This is a genomic window from Luxibacter massiliensis (genome assembly GCF_900604355.1).
GTDB lineage: Bacteria > Bacillota > Clostridia > Lachnospirales > Lachnospiraceae > Luxibacter > Luxibacter massiliensis.
The window spans coordinates 634,084-653,067 of the sequence record NZ_UWOE01000001.1; the positions used below are offsets into that span (position 1 = coordinate 634,084).

Here is an 18,984-nt window from a genome sequence, read left to right on the forward strand (position 1 = left end):
GAAGTTTAAGATGGAAGTATATTTAGATAATTCAGCGACAACCAGATGTTATCCTGAAGTTGGGGATTTAGTTTATAAAGTCATGTGCCGGGATTATGGCAATCCATCTTCTATGCACAAAAAAGGCGTGGAAGCGGAGCATTATATCAGAGATTCAAAGGAACGGCTGTCCAGAATCCTGAAGGTAAACCCAAAAGAAATATTTTATACTTCAGGGGGGACTGAGAGCGACAACCTTGCCTTAATCGGGGCCGCCAGGGCGAACCGGCGCAGTGGAAACCACTTGATTACGACAGCTATCGAACATCCGGCTGTTTTAAATACTATGAGATATCTGGAGGCAGAGGAAGGGTTCCGGGTCAGCTATCTGCCGGTTGACGCTAAAGGGCGCTTAAAACTGAAAGCTCTGGAGGAAGCGCTCTGCAGCGAGACTATACTTGTATCTATTATGTATGTGAACAATGAGGTTGGGTCCGTCCAGCCTGTGGATGAGGCCGCCCAGATCGTGAAACAATATAACCCGTCTATTTTATTCCACACGGATGCGGTCCAAGGTTTTGGAAAATACTTTATCTATCCAAAGCGGCAGGGGATTGATATGCTCACGGCAAGCGGCCATAAGATCCACGGCCCTAAAGGGACCGGCTTTCTATATATCAATGAGAAAGTTAAGATTAAACCGATTGTCTTTGGGGGGGAGCAGCAGAAAAATATCCGTTCCGGGACAGAAAATGTCCCTGGCATTGCGGGACTTGGCTTGGCTGCCCAGATGATATACCAGGATTTGAATGTGAAAACTGCTTTGATGCGGGAACTAAAAGCATATTTCCTGGAAGGTATAGCAGGAATCGAAAATACGGCTGTACACGGCATGACGGATGAGAACAGCGCCCCCCATATTGTAAGTGTGGGGATTGCAGGCGTGCGCAGCGAGGTATTGCTCCACGCGCTGGAGGAAAAAGGGATTTATGTGTCATCAGGTTCAGCCTGTGCTTCTAATCACCCGTCAGTCAGCGGGGTTTTAAAGGGGATTGGGGCGCCGAAGGAATATCTGGATGCTACCTTGAGATTTAGTATGTCGGAATTTACCACGAAAGAAGAAATTGACTATACTCTGGAGACGTTATATAATTGTGTTCCAATGCTGAGAAAATATACCAGACGGTAAAATGAACAATAATCATATAAAGTGAGTCCCCGGCTAAGCCGGGGAACGATTACACAAAGGAGACTGAGGATGAAGTTTCATTCATTTTTGATTAAGTATGGAGAAATTGGGATAAAGGGAAAAAACAGGTATTTATTTGAGGATGCCCTTGTGCGTCAGATACGGTTTGCCCTGGAGGCAGTGGATGGAAGTTTTTATGTCCACAAGGCGCAGGGAAGAGTATACGTGGACTGTGAGGGCGAGTATGATTATGAGGAAACCATTGAGAGCCTGAAGAGGGTATTCGGGATTGTGGGAATATGCCCGGTTGTCCGGGTTAAGGACAATGGGTTTGATCAGCTTGCCCAGGATGTCCTGTCATATATGAGGGAAGTGTATCCCCAGGGGAACCAGACTTTTAAGGTGGAAGCGAGAAGAAGCAGGAAGCAGTATCCCCTCACATCTATGGAAATTAACTGTGAGCTTGGCGGGATCATACTGGATGCATTCCCCGATATGAAAGTAGATGTCCACAACCCGGATATCCGCCTGAATGTGGAAGTGCGGGAAGAGATTTATCTGTATTCAGAAATTATTCCAGGGCCGGGCGGGATGCCTGTTGGGACTAACGGAAGCGCCATGCTGCTTCTGTCAGGAGGGATAGACAGTCCAGTGGCAGGCTATATGGTGTCAAAGCGCGGAGTGGGGATTTATGCGACCTATTTTCATGCACCGCCCTATACAAGCCAGCGGGCAAAAGAGAAAGTGGTTGAACTGGCCAGGCTTGTGTCAAAATATGCAGGGCCCATCCAGCTTCATGTGGTGAATTTTACGGACATCCAGCTTTATATTTACGAAAAGTGCCCCCATGAAGAACTGACAATCATCATGCGCCGTTATATGATGAAAATAGCTGAACATTTTGCGGAGGAAAATGGATGTCTTGGCCTGATTACCGGTGAGAGCATTGGCCAGGTGGCCAGCCAGACTATGCAGAGCCTGGCGGCGACTAATGCAGTGTGCACGCTGCCAGTGTACCGGCCTTTGATCGGATTGGACAAACGGGAGATTGTGGCCATTGCAGAAAAGATTGATACGTACGAGACATCGATCCAGCCATTTGAGGACTGCTGTACTATATTTGTGGCTAAGCATCCGGTTACGAAGCCCAATCTGGAACGGATAGAGAAGTCAGAGAAAAATTTAGAAGAGAAGATTGATGAACTTATGAGATCGGCCATTGAGACGACAGAGATACTGAAAATAAAATAAGCTGCCTCCCCCTGTGAGACAGCTATTCCTGCTTAGATGTACGATTATTTGATGATATATGAATCTAATGCACTCAGAATTTCGTCTGTCACATTTCCTTCAGCGTGGATGTTCAATTCGATTGGCTTAGATAAATCCAGACTGAATATGCCCATGATTGATTTGGCATCTATCACATATCTTCCAGATACTAAATCAAAATCATTATCAAATTTTGTGATTTCATTTACAAATGATTTTACTTTGTCGATAGAATTTAAAGAAATCTGAACGGTTTTCATTGTGTAATCCCTCCTTAATAATATACGTTTGTCGGCCGTTGCCTATGTATATTCTACGAGATGAATGTTTAAAAGTCAAGGAACAAAGAAGGAAAATCAAGGGAATAGGAGAATAAATTTATGAAGAAGGTTGCACTGCATAACTTAGGCTGTAAAGTAAATGCGTATGAGCTGGAAGCCATGCAGGAAATGCTGGAGAATGCAGGGTACGAGATCGTTCCGTTTATGGAAGGGGCGGATATCTATATCATTAACACCTGCACTGTGACAAATATAGCGGACCGTAAGTCCAGGCAGATGCTGCACAGAGCCAGGAAGCTGAATCCACAGGCAGTTGTGGTGGCGGCTGGGTGCTATGTACAGGCGCGCAAGGAGGAGCAGGAGACAGACCCTTGTATAGATATTATCATAGGCAACAATAAAAAACAGGAGCTTTTGTCTGTCCTTGAGGATTACCAGGCTAAAAAGCAGGCTGCAATAGGGGCAGAAGGCAGCGCTGTCCCAAAGGGGTGCAGGCGTGAACTTCTGGATATTGGATGTGAGAAAGAGTATGAGGGACTGAAACTATCCAGGACAGGAAGCCATACGAGAGTTTATATTAAGGTGCAGGATGGATGCAACCAATTCTGCTCGTACTGCATTATACCATTTGCACGGGGCAGGGTCAGGAGCCGGGGCAAGGCGGATGTGGTAGACGAGGTGAGGGCATTGGCCCAAAATGGTTATCAGGAAGTTGTGTTGACAGGCATCCATCTGAGCTCATATGGGATTGACTTTGAACAGAAAGAAGATCTCCTCTCCCTGATCCAGGCCGTCCATCAGGTGGAAGGCATCAAAAGAATCAGGCTGGGTTCCCTGGAACCCAGAATCATGACAGAAGAGTTTGTCAGGACAGCCGCCACCCTGGATAAACTTTGCCCTCATTTTCATCTGTCTCTCCAGAGCGGGTGTGATGCGACGCTTCATAGGATGAACCGCAGATATACCAGCGATGATTATTATGAGAAATGCCAGCTCCTGAGAAAATATTTTGCCAACCCTGCATTGACAACGGATGTAATCGTAGGGTTCCCCGGGGAGACTGAGGAGGAGTTCCAGAAATCAAGGGCATTTATAGAGAAGGTGGGATTCTATGAGACTCATGTGTTTAAGTATTCCAAACGTCAGGGGACAAAGGCCGCCCAGATGGAACGGCAGGTGCCGGAGTCGGTGAAGGCTGCCAGAAGCGAGGTTCTCCTTGAACTGAATAAGAGGCAGAGAAGCCGGTATGAAGCAGGTTTTATTGGGAAAGAGGTGGAGGTACTCATTGAGGAGGAGGCAACGCTTTGCGGAAAGAAGGTGCAGGTGGGACATACAAAGGAATATATGAAAATTGCACTAGAAGGAACTGAAAATCTCCAAAATAGTATCGTAAAAGTTCAAATTGAAAGTGATTTACAAATTATTCATTGAATTTTGGCAAGGTTTATATTAAAATTGTAAATAGGATATTTGGCTTTTCTGCCAGATTTTTTATTGTAGATGGGGACAACACTTTTTAACATGAGACACAAACGGAGGATAAGAAATGAGCGATTTAAGCAACACTCAGTTCTTTCAGGTAGAGCCGGGGCCACAGATTTCTGCGAAGGATATTCTGGAAATTGTGTTTAAGGCATTGAAAGAAAAGGGGTATAATCCGGTGAATCAGATTGTCGGCTATATTATGTCCGGCGACCCGACTTATATTACAAGTTATAACGGGGCCAGGAGCCTTGTGATGAAGGTTGAGAGGGATGAACTGGTGGAGGAACTTTTGAAGGCGTATATCCAGCATAATTCGTGGGAATAATAAATATGCGGATTATGGGACTGGATTATGGGACAAAGACTGTGGGGGTTGCCGTCAGCGACGCGCTGGGGCTTACGGCCCAGGCAGTGGAGACGATCCAGAGAAAAGAGGAGAACAAGCTCCGCCGGACTCTGGCCCGTATTGAGGAATTGATTTCACAGTATGAGGTGGGAAAGATTGTGCTTGGATTTCCCAAGCATATGAATAACGACATTGGGGAACGTGCAGAGAGAACTCTCGAGTTTAAAGAAAAGCTGATACAAAGGACAGGGCTGGAAGTAATTATGTGGGATGAACGCCTGACCACTGTTGAGGCAGAGCGGACCTTAATTGAAAGCAACGTAAGGCGGGAAAACAGGAAGCAGTATATTGACAAAATTGCTGCAGTATTTATACTGCAGGGATATTTGGATTCAGTGTACAATAGTAAGAAAAGGGATGAGAAGCAGGGAGATTTGTTACTGGGATAATTACGGATGCCATATTCCGGCTGGTATAGGGAAGATGGCTGGCTGCAGTAAGGGGATAGTTTAAATGGAGAAGATTGAGTTTACTTTTGAAGATACCGGTGAGACAGTAGATTTTTTTGTGCTGGAGCAGACAAAGATTAATGGCGCTGTATACATACTGGTGACAGACTCAGAAGAAGATGACGCAGAATGCCTTATTTTGAAGGACATATGCCCGGATGACGATACAGAGAGCATATATGAAGCCGTAGAGGATGATACAGAGCTTCTGGCAGTATCTAAAGTATTTGAAGAGCTGCTGGAGGATATTGATATTGAAATGTAAGTCCCATACCCCGCTGTAATGCAAAGGGGCGTTAAATTTGCAGTTAAGTAGGTGCAGGCATCTGGTTTTTGCAGCAGCAAATCTAAATGCAGGCATGTCTGCTTGGCTCATTGTTTCGCAGGAAAAACAAGAATGTTTAAAATAAATTGTTCGCTGTAAATGAATTGGAGTATGGCAATGAGACAGGAAAAAGTGCAGGAACTGCTGAAGGTTAAGTTAAGAGAAAAGGGATTAAAAGTAACACAGCAGAGGCTGCTTGTGCTGCAGACGTTGGCAGGGCACAGCGGCAGACATATGACAGCAGAAGATATATATGAGCTGATCAGGGCGGATTACCCTGAAATTGGTTTGGCCACTGTCTACCGCACTTTGCCGCTTCTCCTTGAAATGCAGTTGGTGGACCGCATTAACTTGGATGATGGATGTGTCAGATATGAGATCGGACATTTATTTGAAGGTGATACAAAGCACAACCATCATCATTTGATATGCAGGACATGCGGAAGTGTCTTTCCTTTTGAGGATGACCTTCTGGATGAGCTGGAGAAGCATATTGAGGAGGATGCAGGTTTTCATGTGCTGGACCATGAGCTGAAATTTTACGGACAATGCAAGGAATGTCTGCGTAAAGGCGAATAATCTGTCCCAGTATGTTGCGATCATGTAAGCATAAGCTTGCTGTTTTTTTCATGCCCGAAAAACAGGTACATAAAACATGGAGGTGTAAAATTATTGAAAAAAGAGAATAGTGGAAAATTAAAAATTATCCCTCTTGGAGGTTTAGAGCAGATTGGCATGAATATTACGGCCTTTGAATTTGAGGACAGTATTATCGTAGTAGACTGCGGATTAGCCTTCCCGGAGGATGATATGCTTGGCATTGATTTAGTCATACCAGATGTCACATATTTAAAGGATAATATCCAAAAAGTTAAGGGATTTGTGATTACACATGGCCACGAAGACCATATAGGGGCGCTGCCCTATGTGCTCAAGGAGCTTAACCTTCCCATATATACGACTAAACTGACTATGGGGATTATTGAGAACAAGCTCAAGGAGCATAACCTTTTGCGCAGCACAAAGAGGAAAGTAGTGCGCCATGGGCAATCGATTAACCTTGGTAAATTCAGAATTGAATTTATTAAGACAAACCACAGTATTCAGGACGCATCGGCACTGGCAATTTATTCCCCGGCAGGGATTGTGGTGCACACAGGAGACTTTAAGGTAGACTATACGCCGGTATTTGGAGATGCTATTGACCTGCAGCGGTTTGCAGAGATTGGAAAAAAAGGTGTGCTTGCCCTGATGTCGGACAGCACGAATGCAGAGCGCAGAGGTTTTACGCAGTCAGAGAGAACAGTGGGGATTACCTTTGACCATATATTTGCAGAGCATCAGAATACCAGGATTATCATTGCCACATTTGCGTCTAATGTGGACCGTGTACAGCAGGTGATTAACTCTGCATATAAATACGGGCGTAAAGTGGTTGTGGAAGGCCGGAGTATGGTGAACATCATATCTACGGCGTCAGAGCTGGGATATCTGGATGTGCCCGAGAATACATTAATCGAGATCGACCAGATGAAAAATTATCCCCCTGAGAAGATGGTTTTAATTACAACCGGAAGCCAGGGAGAGTCTATGGCGGCGCTGTCCAGGATGGCGGCAGATGTACACCGCAAGGTGACTATACAGCCTAACGATACAATTATTTTTAGCTCTAATCCGATTCCGGGGAATGAAAAATCGGTATCCCGTGTTATCAATGAATTGTCTGCCAAGGGGGCCAATGTTATTTTCCAGGATGCCCACGTATCAGGCCATGCCTGCCAGGAAGAACTGAAGCTGATTTACTCCCTGGTAAAACCGAAATATGCTATCCCAGTCCACGGTGAATACCGCCATCTGAAGGCCAATGCAGGCATCGCCCAGTCATTGGGGATACCCAAGGAGAATATCTTTATTATTCAGTCAGGGGATGTAATTGAAATCAGTGAACAGGAGGCCAAGATCGTAGACAAAGTCCACACAGGGGCAATTCTTGTTGATGGGTTGGGAGTCGGAGATGTGGGCAATATTGTCCTCAGGGACAGGCAGCATCTGGCAGAGGATGGAATACTGATTGTAGTACTGACATTGGAAAAAGGGACGAACCGCCTGCTGGCGGGGCCTGATATCGTATCCAGGGGATTTGTCTATGTGCGGGAATCTGAAGGTTTGATGGAAGAGGCACGGAAAGTGGTGTCTGACGCATTGGAGAAATGTCTCTCTAACAGATATGCAGACTGGAATAAAATTAAGCTGGTGATCCGGGATACAATGAACGACTATATCTGGAAGAAAACAAAGAGACGGCCCATGGTTATTCCGATTATCATGGATGTGGATGTATAAGTATGATAGTAGATGAGCGTATTATTACATTCATCAATTCAATGGAGACAGAGAACAGCCGAATATTGGAGGCAATAGAGAGAGAGGCTCTTGAGGCCTTTGTGCCGATCATACGAAAAGAAATGCAGAGCTTTCTTAAAGTGCTTTTGACAATACAAAAACCTATGCGCATACTCGAAGTGGGGACTGCCGTAGGTTTCTCTGCGTTATTGATGAGTGAATATGCACCGGAAGGGTGCACCATAACAACGATTGAGAATTATAATAAAAGGATTCCCATTGCCCGTAATAATTTCAGCCGGGCTGGGAAGGAAGGGCAGATTACGCTGATAGAGGGAGATGCCCTGGAAGTGCTGAAAGGCCTTCAGGGAAGTTATGATTTCATTTTTATGGATGCGGCTAAGGGACAATACATCCATTACCTGCCAGAGGCCATGAGGGTTTTAACCCCCGGAGGAACCTTGGTGTCTGACAATGTACTCCAGGACGGAGATATTATAGAATCCCGCTTTGCGGTGGAGCGCAGGAATAGAACAATCCACAGCCGCATGAGAGAATATCTTTATCAGCTGAAGCACACAGAAGGCCTGGTGACAGCCATCCTGCCGCTGGGGGATGGGGTTGCTGTGAGTACAAGAAGAAAAGGGGATCCGGCAGATGCCGGGCGCCTGGATCTTAATACAGATGTGGATAAAATAGAGGAGAATAAAAATGAAGAGACATCCTGAGCTGTTAATTCCGGCCAGCAGCCTGGAGGTATTAAAAACAGCAGTGATATTTGGCGCCGATGCGGTGTATATAGGGGGCGAGGCATTTGGACTGAGGGCAAAGGCAAAAAATTTTTCCAGGGAGGATATGGAAGAAGGGATTGCATTTGCCCATGCACATGGGGTTAAAGTATATGTTACGGCTAATATTATAGCCCATAACAGTGACCTGGAAGGGGTAAAGTCCTATTTCCAGGAACTAAGGGTGATTAAGCCGGACGGATTGATCATAGCAGATCCTGGTGTGTTTGATATAGCAAAGGAAGTATGCCCGGAGATTGAAAGGCATATCAGCACCCAGGCAAATAATACGAATTACGGAGCCTATAATTTCTGGTACAGGCAGGGGGCCAGCCGGGTCGTTACTGCCAGGGAGCTTTCTATGGAGGAGATCCGAAAGATAAGGGCCCATATTCCTGAGGATCTGGAAATTGAGACATTTGTCCATGGGGCCATGTGCATTTCCTACTCAGGCAGATGCCTGCTCAGCAATTATTTTACAGGGCGGGATGCAAACCAAGGCGCTTGTACGCACCCCTGCAGGTGGAAATATGCGGTGGTGGAGGAGACTAGGCCGGGGGAATATATGCCTGTATATGAGAATGAAAGAGGGACATATATTTTTAACTCCAAAGATCTTTGTATGATTGGGCATATTCCTGAACTTTTAGAGGCAGGGATCGACAGCCTGAAAATAGAAGGACGTATGAAAACGGCCCTATATGTGGCCACGGTGGCCAGGACCTACCGAAAAGCGATTGATGATTATAGGAGGGATCCAAAGCTGTACAAAAGGAACATGCCCTGGTATCTGGACCAGATTTCCAACTGCACATACAGGCAGTTTACGACAGGGTTCTTCTTTGGGAAATCCGATGAGACAACGCAGATATATGATAGTAATACTTATGTGAAAGAGTATACGTACCTGGGTATTATAGAGGGAGAAAAGGACGGCCTATATAAGATCGAGCAGAAAAATAAATTTTCTGTGGGCGAATGTATTGAAATCATGAAGCCAAACGGAGACAATATAGCGACAGAAGTACTCAAGATTTTGAACGAGGAGGGTGTATCTCAGGAAAGTGCGCCCCATCCCAAGCAGGTCTTATATGTGGGATTCAGTGAGAAACCGGAGAAATATGATATACTGAGAAGACAAGAGATTGATAAAAATTTGGCAATTTGACCAAATAAAGATTTAGTAAGGAAGAGGAAACAGCGTAAAATAAAGGATTTTGCTGTTTCCTTTTTTTGTGCTTATTTAAGAAATAAAAGAAAATTTATGAAAAATACATAAAGATAATATAAAAACTTGATAAATATTGATTAAAAATTATAGAAATGTTATGATAGATACATCCAATTATTTTATTCAAAACATCAATAAAGGAGGATACAGCGTGGATAAATTAAACGAAATAGTTTTGACAATTCAGCATTATCTGGCAGATTATATTCTGATCATTGCTTTGCTGGGAGGTGGCGTGTGGTTTACGATCCGGTTGGGATTCATTCAGGTCCGGGGATTCGGAGAAGGTATGAGAAGAACCTTCGGGGGACTGTTCAGCAAGAAAGGTGAGGCTGGGGCTGACGGCATGTCCTCTTTTCAGGCGCTTGCAACGGCCATTGCAGCACAGGTAGGCACAGGCAATATAGCAGGTGCGGCTACGGCGATAGCCATTGGCGGACCTGGGGCCATCTTCTGGATGTGGGTTGCAGCTTTCCTTGGAATGGCAACGATCTACGCAGAGGCATTGATGGCACAAAAATATAAACAGGTCGGAAAAGATGGAGAAGTGACAGGCGGCCCGGTATATTATATCCGTGCGGCGTTCCAGGGGACATTCGGAAAAATCCTGGCGGGCATCTTTGCGGTACTGCTTATATTTGCCCTTGGATTTATGGGCAATGCAGTTCAGTCCAACTCCATAGCTGCATCCTTCTATACAGCTTTTGGTATCCCTCAGGTAGTTACGGGAATCGCGGTCGCAGTCATCGCCTTATTTGTATTTATGGGCGGCATGAAGAGAATTGCAAAGGTTACAGAGTTGATTGTACCGGTTATGGCCGCATTTTATATCATTGGCTCATTGATTGTTATCTTTTATAATTATAAAAATATCCCTTATGCATTCTATTCAATTGTTGTCGGTGCATTTAATCCATCTGCAATTACCGGCGGTGCGGTAGGCGCCACAGTGAAATTAGCGCTCACAAAGGGGGTTGCGAGGGGACTCTTTTCTAATGAAGCAGGTATGGGATCCACACCCCATGCCCATGCAGTTGCCAAGGTAAAGCATCCGGTTGAGCAGGGATTTGTGGCAATGACAGGCGTGTTTATCGACACATTTGTGGTTCTTAATCTGACTGCCCTGGTTATTATTACAACAAAATCTATCCCAACAGGACTTACAGGTGCAGAGCTGAGCCAATATGCCTTTTCAACTTTATACGGAAAAGGAGGAGACATTTTTATAGCTATTTGTATGTTCTTCTTTGCTTTTTCAACAATTATAGGCTGGTACTTCTTTGGGCAGGCAAATATTAAATATTTATTTGGCCCTAAGGCAGTAAAAATTTATTCTGTGCTGGTTGCAGTTTGTGTGGTCCTTGGATCACTTGCACAAGTTGACCTTGTATGGAATATGGCGGACTGCTTCAACTCCATGATGGTAATTCCGAATATTATCGGCCTGTTCTTCTTAAGCAAGACAATCAAGCAGGTACATACGGATTATTTTAAGAATGTTAAGAAAAAATAAGAAGTCCGTGGAGGCTGAAAAGATTTGAAGAATCCCTTCCAGATATCATGTCCTATGGGAGAAGCTGTGGTATCTGGAGGGACTTATACCCTTAGTTTACAAGAGGACATTATGTTACGGCATGTTGAATTAAAATTCGGTTCCTGCCGGCGGCATAAGAAATATGTTTTCTCGTAAGCTGAGGGTATATTTTTAGGTTTATAGGGAGATCAGAAGAACTCTCTAAGTTTTTCTACGGCGCTTTTCTCAATCCGTGACACATAGGAGCGAGAGATTCCGAGTTGTCTGGCAATCTCCCGCTGCGTATATTCTTCCCCATTATATAGGCCATATCTCATTTTAAGTACCAACTTTTCACGTTGGGAAAGTTCTGTCTCTACTTTTTCATAAAGTTTTTGGATATTTTCTTTGAGATGAATTTTTTCGGGGACATCTGCCTCATCAGTCTCTATGATATCATAGAGTTTGATTTCATTCCCTTCTCTGTCCGTACCTATAGGTTCATATAGGGAAATTTCTTTGTTTGTTTTCTTCTTGGCCCGAAGGTACATTAAAATTTCGTTCTCCACACATTTGGAAGCATAGGCTGCAAGACGGTTGCCTTTGTCCGGGTTAAAGGTCACAACTGCTTTTATTAGGCCGATAGTTCCAATAGAGATCAAATCTTCAGGATCTTCATCCAGATATTGATATTTTTTAATAACATGTGCAACGAGCCGCAGATTTCGTTCGATCAGAACATGTTTTGCCTCAAGGTCGCCCTCTGTATATTTTTGCATGTAGTATTTTTCTTCTGCTGGGGTGAGGGGATTTGGAAATGATTTCAAGAACAGCACCTCTTAGCACATTTGATATAGTCTATGTGAGGATTGTTAAAATTGTGCTTTTCCACATGAAAGAAGGACAAAGGAGCAGGGCAGAATTATAGGATGGTACTTTATTATTTTTTCATAATTTTTATAACCGTTTTATGTGAAAGCTAATTGACATACCTGAAACGGTAGGATATGATGTATCTGTCAGACAAAGAATTCTTCTTTGCTAAATCAATTTTCGGCCATTTCGGCCAGTATTCACATGACATATGCAGTAGACATTTTAATAGGGAAGGAGTGTGTGAATGAGTTTCAGCGCAGTAATATCTGCATCCCTTCAGGGGTTGGAGGTGGACTTTGTCCATGTGGAAGCGGATGTCAGCAACGGACTCCCGGCCTTTCAGATGGTGGGGTATTTATCATCCGAGGTAAAGGAGGCTGCAGAAAGGGTACGCACAGCCATACGTAATTCGGGTTTAGAATATCCTGCCAAGAGAACTGTTATTAATCTTTCCCCTGCTACGGTGAAGAAGCGGGGAGCGGCTTTTGACTTGCCCATTGCAGCGGCAATTCTCATATCTCTGGGGCTTATAAGCGCGCAGAGTGTGGAGGGTATGCTGATAATCGGGGAGTTAGGACTTGACGGCTGTGTGCAGAAGGTGCCTGGGATCCTGCCTGTTGTGATGGCGGCAAGAGACGCGGGATTCCAAAAGTGCCTTGTTCCAGAAGCGAATGCTGCAGAGGGGGCGTTGGTGGACGGCATTGGGGTGATCGGGGTCAGAAATCTTGGCCAGGTATATGCATTTTTGACAGGCGCCTTACACCTGGAAGGGAAGAGGAGGCAGGGTTGTGCAGGGAAGGCCCCAGCCTGCACCCAGCTGGATTTTAATGATATCCAGGGCCAGGAAGCGGTGAAAAGGGCGGCGGAGGTAGCGGTTGCCGGGGGCCATAATTTATTGCTGATTGGCCCCCCTGGAAGCGGGAAATCTATGACTGCCAAGAGGATTCCTGGGATTCTGCCCCCCATGGAAGCAGAGGAAAGTATGGAAATAACGAAGATATACAGTATTATGGGAATGCTGGATGGGGACAGTCCCCTGATTGGAAGGAGGCCCTTTAGAAGTGTCCATCACACGGCGACTAAGGCCGCATTGGTAGGGGGAGGCTTAATCCCATCGCCGGGAGAGATCAGCCTGGCCCATGGCGGCGTGTTGTTTTTAGACGAACTCCCTGAGTTCCGCAGGGAGGTGCTGGAGGTGTTGAGGCAGCCTTTAGAAGAGCATAAAATACGGATTACCCGGACTCATGGGATATATGCCTATCCCGCCAATTTCATGCTTGTAGGCGCCATGAACCCCTGTCCCTGCGGCTGTTATCCCGATATGAACAAATGTATCTGCACGCCCTTGCAGATTCAAAGCTATCTTGGGAGAATAAGCCAGCCATTCTTGGACAGAATCGATATCTGTGTGGAGGCGCCCCAAGTAAAGTATGAAGTGCTGTTAAGCAAAAGGACAGGAGAAAGTTCAGCAGCAATCAGGGACAGAGTATGTATGGCAAGGGAAATTCAGAACAGAAGATATAGGGGGACGGAGATTCTTACAAATTCTATGCTGGGTGGAAAAGAATTGGAAATGTACTGTGAACTTGGTCCGTCAGAGAATAGGCTGTTAAAGCAGGCATTTACGGCGCTGGGACTGACAGCAAGGACCTACTATAAGATACTGAAGACAGCGAGGACAATTGCGGACCTGGAAGGCGCTGGCAGGATCCAGGAGGAGCATATCCAGGAGGCTATTGGTTATCGTACTATGGATAAAAAATATTGGGGGAGATAGAGGATGCGATATGAGTACTGGTTCGCCTGTGTTAAACAATTATCTGACCGGAAAAAATATGTATTGAGAAAAGAATTTGGATCGGGTAAATGTATATATTATATAGAAGAAACAAGATTAAGGAAATCAAAGATCCTCAGTGAAAAAGAGATCGGTGCAATCATACATGCAAGGAACATTGGCAGTTTAGACAGGGATTTTGAAGAGCTGAATAAAAAGGAAATTAAGTTTATCCCCTGGTTCTTACAGGAATTCCCAGGCCGGCTTGCAGACATAGATGATCCGCCTTATGCACTTTATGTGAAAGGGAGGCTCCCCGCCGGGGAGAGAAAGACCATTGCTATAGTGGGCGCTAGGAACTGTACGCCTTATGGGGAGAAATACGCGGTACATTTTGGGGAGGAGCTGGCCCGTCACGGGGTTGGAATTATTAGCGGCCTGGCGAGGGGGATCGACGGTGCAGGGCAGAGAGGGGCACTGATGGCCAAAGGGGACACATTTGCAGTATTAGGATGCGGCACAGATGTCTGCTACCCAAGGGAACATATTGGATTGTATGTTGATATTTTAGAACAAGGGGGTGGAATTTTGTCGGAATTCCCTCCGGGGACAGCTCCATTGGCTCAAAATTTCCCCAGAAGAAACCGGATCATCAGCGGCTTGGCAGATGTGGTCTTAATTATGGAAGCGAGAAAGAAAAGTGGTTCTTTGATTACAGCGGACATGGCGCTGGAACAGGGGCGCGATGTATATGCCCTTCCTGGGCCCATAAACAGCAGCTTAAGTGAAGGGTGCAACCAGCTCATCCGGCAGGGGGCAGGTATCCTCTTATCTCCTGAAATGCTGCTGGAGGAGCTTGGGGTTTCCTGGATTTCTATGGACACAAAAAAGGATAAAAATAAAAAAGTGCTTGAAAGTCCCGAAAATATGGTGTATAGTCGACTTGATTTGTATCCGAAGAACATTAGCCAGCTTTTAGAGGAGACTGCCCTCCCGGCAGAAAAGGTGACAGCACTCCTGGTTTCTTTGGAAATACAGGGGTATATTAAAGAAATTTCTAAGAATTATTATATAAAGATTAAATAGCAAGAAGAGAGAGGCATACAAGCCAATTGGAGGAATGAAGTTTTATGGCGCATTATTTGGTTATCGTGGAGTCACCTGCCAAGGTGAAAACAATCAAAAAGTTTCTGGGGAGTAGTTATTCAGTCGCGGCATCTAACGGACACGTAAGGGATCTGCCAAAGAGCCAGCTAGGCATAGATGTGGAGCATGATTATGAACCCAAATATATTACCATCAGAGGAAAAGGGGATATCCTGGCTAATCTGCGGAAGGAGGCAAAAAAAGCAGATAAAGTCTTTCTGGCAACTGACCCTGACCGGGAGGGGGAGGCAATATCCTGGCATCTGGCTACGGCCCTGAAATTAGATGAAAAGAAAATGCGCCGTATCACTTTTAATGAGATTACAAAAAATGCAGTGAAGGCATCTTTAAAGGCGCCTAGAAATATAGATATGAACCTGGTAGATGCCCAGCAAGCCCGCCGCGTCCTGGACAGGGCCGTGGGTTATAGGATCAGTCCCGTGCTCTGGGCAAAGGTTAAGAGGGGACTGAGTGCAGGGCGGGTCCAGTCTGTGGCCCTGCGTCTGATTGCCGACCGGGAGGAAGAGATTAATGCGTTTATACCTGAAGAATACTGGTCATTAGACGCCATTTTAAAGGTGAAAGGGGAGAGGCGGCCCCTGACTGCAAAGTTTTATGGGACGGACAAAAAGAAAGTTACGATCGGCTCAAAAGAAGAGTTGGAAAAGATTCTCCGGGAGATCGAAAACGAGGAATATAAGATTACAGATATCAGGAAGGGGGAGCGCATACGTAAGGCCCCTTTGCCCTTTACAACCAGCACCCTGCAGCAGGAAGCTGCCAAGGCCTTGAACTTCGGTACCCAGAAAACCATGCGGATTGCACAGCAGCTCTATGAAGGGATTGATATTAAAGGGAATGGGACAGTTGGTGTCATCACGTATCTGCGTACAGACTCCACCCGTATTTCAGAGGAGGCAGATGCCAATGCAAGGCAGTATATTGCAGAAAACTATGGAGATAATTACGTGGCGGCAGGTGTAAAGGCCAAAAAGGCAGAGCAGAAGATTCAGGATGCCCATGAGGCTATCCGCCCGACTGACTTGGCCAGGACCCCCGCGTCATTGAAAGACTCCCTTTCCAGGGATCAGCTCCGTCTGTATCAGCTTATTTGGAAACGTTTTGCGGCAAGCAGGATGCAGCCGGCAAAGTATGAAACTATTTCTGTCAAGATAGGCGCCGGCGAGTACCGTTTTACGGTGTCTACCTCAAAAGTTGTGTTTGACGGGTTCCGCTGTGTATACACAGAAGCTGAGGAAGAAAAAGAAGAGAGCAACGTACTGGTGAATGGACTTTCCATGGATTCCAGGCTGGAAAAAGAGGCTTTTGATACGAAACAGCATTTTACCCAGCCACCGGCCCACTATACTGAGGCAACCTTGGTAAAAACTCTGGAAGAGCTGGGAATCGGGAGGCCGAGTACCTATGCGCCCACGATCTCGATCATTCTGGGCAGGCGTTATGTGACCAAGGAAGCTAAAAACCTCTACATGACAGAAATTGGAGAGGTTGTAAATAATATTATGAAACAGTCATTTCCCAGCATTGTAGATGAGAATTTTACGGCAAATATGGAAGGGCTCTTGGATATGGTTGAGGAGGGGAAGGTTCCCTGGAAAGAGGTGATCAGGAATTTTTATCCAGATCTGGACGAGGCGGTCAAGATCGCTGAGAAGGAGTTGGAAAGTGTAAAGATTGAAGATGAAGTGACAGATGTTATCTGTGAGGAGTGCGGCCGCAATATGGTTATCAAGTATGGGCCTCATGGCAGGTTTCTTGCATGCCCTGGTTTTCCTGAATGTAAAAATACAAAGCCGTATCTCGAAAAAATAGGGGTACCTTGCCCGCTATGTGGCAAAGAGGTTGTTATCAGGAAAACAAAGAAGGGACGTAAATATTACGGTTGTGAGGATAATCCTGATTGTGAGTTTATGTCCTGGCAAAAGCCGTCAAAGGAGAAATGTCCAGAGTGCGGCAACTATATGGTAGAAAAGGGGAATAAACTGGTTTGTGCAGATGAAAAGTGTGGATATGTCCGAAATCTGAAAAAAAACTGAGGAAATGACGTTGAAATTTCGGGATTTGTATGATAGCATAAATATATCGGGTCGTTTAGAGAGAGTTGTATAGACAATTAGATGCGGAGGAAATCTATGAGCGTACAGTTATTGGATAAGACAAGAAAGATCAACAAATTACTCCACAACAATAATTCCAGCAAGGTGGTTTTTAATGATATTTGTGCTGTCCTTACGGAAATACTGGATTCGAATGTTCTGGTAGTGAGTAAGAAGGGAAAGATTCTGGGGGTAAGTAAATGCAGCCAGGTAGATGGCATAGGGGAATTAATTGCTGAATCTGTAGGATCTCATATCGACAATATGTTGAATGAGCGGCTGCTGAGCATACTTTCTACGAAGGAGAATGTAAATTTAGAAACCCTTGGCTTTTCGCAGGATGCGGTGAAGGGATATCAGGCCATTATTACACCTATTGATATAGCAGGGGAGCGGCTTGGGACACTTTTCATTTATAAACAGGATTCAGTATATGAGATTGATGATATTATACTGAGTGAGTACGGCACTGCAGTGGTGGGACTTGAGATGCTGCGGTCTGTGAATGAGGAGAGCGCTGAGGAGACGAGGAAAGAACAGATTGTGCAGTCTGCTATCAGCACCCTCTCTTTTTCAGAACTGGAAGCCATTGTCCATATCTTTGAGGAGCTGGATGGTACGGAAGGGATACTTGTGGCAAGTAAGATTGCAGATAGGGTGGGAATTACCAGGTCAGTAATCGTAAATGCACTTAGGAAGTTTGAAAGCGCTGGCGTCATAGAGTCCCGTTCTTCTGGGATGAAGGGAACTTATATTAAAGTGCTCAATGATTATGTGTTTACTGAGTTGGACAGGATTAAGAAGGAGCGGCTGTAGGCAGGTTCCATAATAAAATAAAGTCCGTTAAAGGGCATGGATTGGAGAAGGGACTGCCGCAGAATGGATTTTTCATACAAGATACAGTGGGGTTATCCGAATACATTTTACCTCATATCTGGTTGAATTTCACATTTTGCGGTGGTTCTTTTTATGGTAAATGGCGGAAGCCATAGGGGTATAACCGTGATGAACATAAGATAGGAGGCAGGAAATATGTACGAAGGGAACCGGGTAGATTTGCAGATGGAAAAAGTGATTTCCACAGACGGGATATTTGATGATGCCACACATCATTGCCAGGTGTTCAGGTATGACCTGGAAGAGGATTATATATACCTACAGCTTAAAGAGGAGGATATGACGGCCATTTCACTGGATGCAAAATACCAGTGCTATATTTCTTCCAAAAAAGAGCTGCTCTACTGCAATGGAGTTATAAAGGAGCGCTACCAGTCTGAGAATGGCAATATGCTTGTGATGAAAATTGAAAATGGATTTTACAGCGTGCCAGGTGTAAAAAAACCTGTGAAGAGGAAATAATGCATCATATAGGTGCCAAAGTGTTTATAAACTAAATATAAAATTGAAAAAACTCTGTTGACAAAATGGAAGCAGAGTGCTATTTTATATTCATGAGGTTAGCACTCAGAAGAAATGAGTGCTAATAACAAGTAAAGATTAAGGAGGAATTACTATGAAATTAGTACCATTAGGTGACAAGATTGTCTTAAAACAATTAGAAGCAGAAGAAACTACAAAGTCAGGTATTATCCTGCCAGGGCAGGCGAAGGAAAAGCCACAGGAGGCAGAAGTAATTGCAGTGGGGCCTGGTGGAAATATAGATGGTAAAGAAGTAGTTATGCAGGTGAAAAACGGTGATAAAGTAATATACTCCAAATACGCAGGCACAGAGGTTGAGCTTGAGGGACAGGAATATATCATCGTTAAGCAGAGTGATATTTTGGCAGTTGTTGAGTAAAGAGGATCC

General features: G+C 44.9%; 19 protein-coding genes. 17 read left to right on the forward strand and 2 right to left on the reverse strand.

Annotated features, from left to right (window positions below):
* Positions 1 to 10: 10 nt before the first annotated feature.
* Together EFA47_RS03130 and thiI are read left to right on the forward strand one after the other, a co-directional pair.
* A complete protein-coding gene (locus EFA47_RS03130) occupies positions 11 to 1,168 on the forward strand; it encodes a cysteine desulfurase family protein (RefSeq protein ID WP_122641970.1) in 1,158 nt (385 codons plus the stop codon).
* Positions 1,169 to 1,237: 69 nt separating this feature from the next.
* Positions 1,238 to 2,419, forward strand: coding sequence for a tRNA uracil 4-sulfurtransferase ThiI (thiI, locus tag EFA47_RS03135; RefSeq protein WP_122641971.1), 1,182 nt, complete (start codon positions 1,238 to 1,240; stop codon positions 2,417 to 2,419).
* A gap of 44 nt (positions 2,420 to 2,463) precedes the next feature.
* Here thiI and EFA47_RS03140 read toward each other — a convergent pair whose 3' ends face one another.
* The gene (locus EFA47_RS03140; protein ID WP_122641972.1) at positions 2,464 to 2,700 is read right to left on the reverse strand and encodes an HPr family phosphocarrier protein; all 237 of its coding nucleotides are present in this window, start codon (positions 2,698 to 2,700) and stop codon (positions 2,464 to 2,466) included.
* 120 nt (positions 2,701 to 2,820) lie between these two features.
* Between EFA47_RS03140 and mtaB the strand changes: the two genes are divergently transcribed.
* The 9 genes from mtaB (at position 2,821) to EFA47_RS03185 (ending at position 11,261) form a co-directional block, all read left to right on the forward strand.
* Positions 2,821 to 4,152 (forward strand): tRNA (N(6)-L-threonylcarbamoyladenosine(37)-C(2))-methylthiotransferase MtaB, encoded by a 1,332-nt coding sequence (mtaB, locus tag EFA47_RS03145; RefSeq protein WP_122641973.1) that lies wholly within the window; start codon positions 2,821 to 2,823, stop codon positions 4,150 to 4,152.
* 115 nt (positions 4,153 to 4,267) lie between these two features.
* Positions 4,268 to 4,531 carry an IreB family regulatory phosphoprotein gene (locus tag EFA47_RS03150; RefSeq protein WP_009267897.1) on the forward strand — a complete coding sequence of 88 codons (264 nt, stop codon included), beginning with the start codon at positions 4,268 to 4,270 and terminating at the stop codon, positions 4,529 to 4,531.
* Positions 4,532 to 4,536: 5 nt separating this feature from the next.
* Positions 4,537 to 5,001, forward strand: a complete 465-nt coding sequence (ruvX, locus tag EFA47_RS03155) for a Holliday junction resolvase RuvX (RefSeq protein WP_122644388.1) — start codon at positions 4,537 to 4,539, stop codon at positions 4,999 to 5,001.
* 64 nt (positions 5,002 to 5,065) lie between these two features.
* Positions 5,066 to 5,326, forward strand: a complete 261-nt coding sequence (locus EFA47_RS03160) for a DUF1292 domain-containing protein (RefSeq protein WP_122641974.1) — start codon at positions 5,066 to 5,068, stop codon at positions 5,324 to 5,326.
* Positions 5,327 to 5,497: 171 nt separating this feature from the next.
* Positions 5,498 to 5,965, forward strand: coding sequence for a Fur family transcriptional regulator (locus EFA47_RS03165; RefSeq protein ID WP_122644389.1), 468 nt, complete (start codon positions 5,498 to 5,500; stop codon positions 5,963 to 5,965).
* A 93-nt stretch (positions 5,966 to 6,058) separates the two neighbouring features.
* A complete protein-coding gene (locus EFA47_RS03170) occupies positions 6,059 to 7,729 on the forward strand; it encodes a ribonuclease J (protein WP_122641975.1) in 1,671 nt (556 codons plus the stop codon).
* 2 nt (positions 7,730 to 7,731) lie between these two features.
* Positions 7,732 to 8,457, forward strand: coding sequence for an O-methyltransferase (locus tag EFA47_RS03175; RefSeq protein WP_122641976.1), 726 nt, complete (start codon positions 7,732 to 7,734; stop codon positions 8,455 to 8,457).
* Positions 8,441 to 9,685 carry a peptidase U32 family protein gene (locus tag EFA47_RS03180; protein ID WP_122641977.1) on the forward strand — a complete coding sequence of 415 codons (1,245 nt, stop codon included), beginning with the start codon at positions 8,441 to 8,443 and terminating at the stop codon, positions 9,683 to 9,685. Before EFA47_RS03175 ends, EFA47_RS03180 begins: the two co-directional genes overlap by 17 nt.
* Before the next feature lie 214 nt (positions 9,686 to 9,899).
* Positions 9,900 to 11,261 (forward strand): alanine/glycine:cation symporter family protein, encoded by a 1,362-nt coding sequence (locus tag EFA47_RS03185; protein WP_122641978.1) that lies wholly within the window; start codon positions 9,900 to 9,902, stop codon positions 11,259 to 11,261.
* A gap of 209 nt (positions 11,262 to 11,470) precedes the next feature.
* Here the strand turns inward: EFA47_RS03185 and sigK are convergent, their stop codons facing one another.
* Positions 11,471 to 12,088, reverse strand: coding sequence for an RNA polymerase sporulation sigma factor SigK (sigK, locus tag EFA47_RS03190; RefSeq protein ID WP_122641979.1), 618 nt, complete (start codon positions 12,086 to 12,088; stop codon positions 11,471 to 11,473).
* Positions 12,089 to 12,381: 293 nt separating this feature from the next.
* Here sigK and EFA47_RS03195 point away from each other — a divergent pair, with 293 nt between their 5' ends.
* From EFA47_RS03195 to EFA47_RS03220, 6 genes are all read left to right on the forward strand, one after another.
* On the forward strand, positions 12,382 to 13,914 hold the full coding sequence (locus EFA47_RS03195; RefSeq protein WP_122641980.1) for a YifB family Mg chelatase-like AAA ATPase: 1,533 nt from the start codon (positions 12,382 to 12,384) through the stop codon (positions 13,912 to 13,914).
* 3 nt (positions 13,915 to 13,917) lie between these two features.
* A complete protein-coding gene (gene dprA / locus EFA47_RS03200; RefSeq protein ID WP_122641981.1) occupies positions 13,918 to 15,000 on the forward strand; it encodes a DNA-processing protein DprA in 1,083 nt (360 codons plus the stop codon).
* A gap of 44 nt (positions 15,001 to 15,044) precedes the next feature.
* A complete protein-coding gene (gene topA / locus EFA47_RS03205) occupies positions 15,045 to 17,117 on the forward strand; it encodes a type I DNA topoisomerase (protein ID WP_122641982.1) in 2,073 nt (690 codons plus the stop codon).
* Between the two features lie 96 nt (positions 17,118 to 17,213).
* A complete protein-coding gene (gene codY, locus EFA47_RS03210) occupies positions 17,214 to 17,993 on the forward strand; it encodes a GTP-sensing pleiotropic transcriptional regulator CodY (RefSeq protein ID WP_122641983.1) in 780 nt (259 codons plus the stop codon).
* 216 nt (positions 17,994 to 18,209) lie between these two features.
* Positions 18,210 to 18,536: a hypothetical protein gene (locus EFA47_RS03215; RefSeq protein ID WP_122641984.1), complete on the forward strand. Its 327-nt coding sequence runs from the start codon at positions 18,210 to 18,212 to the stop codon at positions 18,534 to 18,536.
* Positions 18,537 to 18,690: 154 nt separating this feature from the next.
* Entirely contained in the window at positions 18,691 to 18,975 is a 285-nt protein-coding gene (locus EFA47_RS03220; protein WP_122641985.1) for a co-chaperone GroES, read from the forward strand.
* Positions 18,976 to 18,984 lie beyond the last annotated feature (9 nt).